This is a genomic window from Proteus myxofaciens ATCC 19692, from assembly GCF_001654855.1.
Classification (GTDB): domain Bacteria; phylum Pseudomonadota; class Gammaproteobacteria; order Enterobacterales; family Enterobacteriaceae; genus Proteus; species Proteus myxofaciens.
The window spans coordinates 1-2,454 of sequence record NZ_LXEN01000009.1; the positions used below are offsets into that span (position 1 = coordinate 1).

Consider the following 2,454-nt stretch of genomic DNA (forward strand, 5'->3'; position numbering starts at 1 on the left):
CTTTCAATAATAGTATTTAAAAAATCAAATTAACAATTAATAGAAGTATTTTAAAAATGACAATGTATAAAACTTAATCACACTTCAAAAAAACATTATTTAACAATTATAAAATCGAACGTATTTATTTAAATTTTCTGTCTACAGTCATAAGAGAAGTTAACTTATATAACTTGTAAGTTTATTTTTAAAATTAAAGGATGGAGTGGTATATCGCACTTAAAAATAAGGGCGATATATCACTCAATAAAAGGAGGCACTTTCAATCTCAATAATTAAGTGTTACTTATTAAGATTGTTTTTTTTCAGCTTAAACAGGGAAATACTTAAAAAAAGCATCGCAAGTAGTCCGCATATAAAGAACGCGAAAGGCAATTGATACATGGCTGAAGAGATTAAACTAATCAAAAAGCCGATAACAGCTGAAATAAAATATTGAAGCATCCCCATCAAAGACGAGGCTACACCGGATTGTGATTTCACACTCGCCATAGTCAATGCAGTCAAATTGCCAAATATTAGCCCTAATGCCCCTACTCCTATAGCTAATAATGAGCCAAATGTAATTAAAGAAACATTTCCAATATTAATAACAGTAAGTAACGTTATACCTACAGCTGTATGGATAACAATACCTAAAATGATAATGATTTTAGAAGAAATGTATCTCTTTTGTAGGAATATATCGATTTGACCACCGATAATTAAAGCAATGGCATTTGCAGCAAAAATATAACTAAATTGAGTTGGTGTTAAACCATAATGTGCAGTAAAAATGAATGAAGAACCACTAATATAGACAAACAAAGAAGCAAGAATAACGCCACCAGCAAGGGTATAACCCATATACACAGTATTACCTAATTGGGTTAGATAGGCTCGTATGCTATTTTTGATACTTAAAGGAGTACGATGCTCTATAGGTAATGTGTCAGGAATAGAGCGATATCCCCATATGAAAATAATAATACCTAATAAAGTCATAAATCCAAAAATACTACGCCAGCCAATATGGCTTAATAAAAACCCGCCAATTATTGGTGCTAAAATTGGTGCTATCATCATAATTTGCATTAATAATGAAAATATTTTCGACGATTCTTTTAGTGAACAACTGTCATCAACAATTGCTCTTGGTGTGACTAAGCCAGCTGAAGCACCTATTGCTTGTATAAGTCGTGCGATTAATAACCACTCAAGGTTTTGTGTTATCGTTGCAATGAAAGAACCTAAACTAAAGATTCCAATTCCTACTAATAACGGTATTCGTCTACCATATCTATCTAATAAAGGACCATATATCCCCTGCCCGATAGCTAATCCAACAAGAAATACTGACAAAGTTAATTGAATATCGACAGAAGAAACATGAATATCATTAGCAATTGTCGGCATTGCTGGCAAATAAAGATCTATTGCCATGGCATCTAGTGCAGTGATTAACGCAAGCAAAATCACTAATAGTGAACTAAATGTCCCTGAACTATTTTTAATAGCTTGCATCATTTTTCCCCGTTAAATACTGCAAAGCTTTTTTTAACGCTACAAGTCTAATTTTTGTAAGCTCTTTATTTGTATATACTAATTTAACTTGAATACTATCAATTATTGATACATACACTTCAGTATAAAAATCAGCATCAGAAACTAAGTGCTTATAAGTTGCTATCGTCTTTTTAAATTCTGTAGTTAATAAATCAATATAAGTGCTATGTAATAAATTAATTTCATCGGTAAGATGTAATGGTGATAAATAGCTGGTTTGCAACAAAAATTTCAATATCGGCGTATTGTCATAACGCTCGATTAAATCCTCACAATAAGATAAACCCGGGATCTGCGAATTATTTATATTCAAAAAAGCATTTTTAACATAAATAATCTCTTCATTTAGTGCACAGGTATACGCATGCATAAATAAAGCATCTTTGCTTTTAAAGTGGCTATATAAGGACGATTTCTGTATTCCAGCTGCATTGGCAATTTTAGACAATGAGGAACCATTATAGCCATGTAACGAAAATTCAAGCATGGATGCTTGGATCAATTTTTCAAATGTTGTTTCAGAACCCATGTTGGCTCTCCTTAATCACGACCGACTGGTCGGTCGTGATTATTGAGGATGAGGAGAAGAAATGCAACTATTGATTAGGTGTGTATTTTTACACAAAGAGGTAACTCTATAATATTTATCGAGTTCACATGTTTTTTTAGTGGGTATATACTTTATTTTATTATTTTTATCAATATGACTAATACGGTATAGATAGCGACATTTATTAAGATTCTATCTTCACTTGTGCAATCATTCCCTCTATCACAAATACCTATGCATCAATTTTTATGAATCTTGCTTATATGCCTTACGTAATTTTATTATTTCTAAACTCAATCCATCTCTAGTCGCAGATCTCTTACTCCAGTTTTCTTCGCCTGTACCAAATGTATGTTCTA

General features: G+C 31.8%; 2 protein-coding genes. Both read right to left on the bottom strand.

Annotation, left to right across the window (positions count from 1 at the left end):
- Window positions 1-282 precede the first annotated feature (282 nt).
- Entirely contained in the window at window positions 283-1,506 is a 1,224-nt protein-coding gene (locus M983_RS01100) for a multidrug effflux MFS transporter (protein WP_210433219.1), read from the bottom strand.
- Window positions 1,490-2,074: a TetR/AcrR family transcriptional regulator gene (locus M983_RS01105; RefSeq protein ID WP_066745749.1), complete on the bottom strand. Its 585-nt coding sequence runs from the start codon at window positions 2,072-2,074 to the stop codon at window positions 1,490-1,492. The genes M983_RS01100 and M983_RS01105 overlap by 17 nt, the downstream gene beginning before the upstream one ends.
- Window positions 2,075-2,454: the final 380 nt, after the last annotated feature.

What these genes read in the sequence shown, in the direction of transcription:
- M983_RS01100 (WP_210433219.1), bottom strand. Translation starts at nt 1,506, where the DNA reads ATGATGCAAGCTATTAAAAATAGTTCAGGGACATTTAGTTCACTATTA.
- M983_RS01105 (WP_066745749.1), bottom strand. Translation starts at nt 2,074, where the DNA reads ATGGGTTCTGAAACAACATTTGAAAAATTGATCCAAGCATCCATGCTT.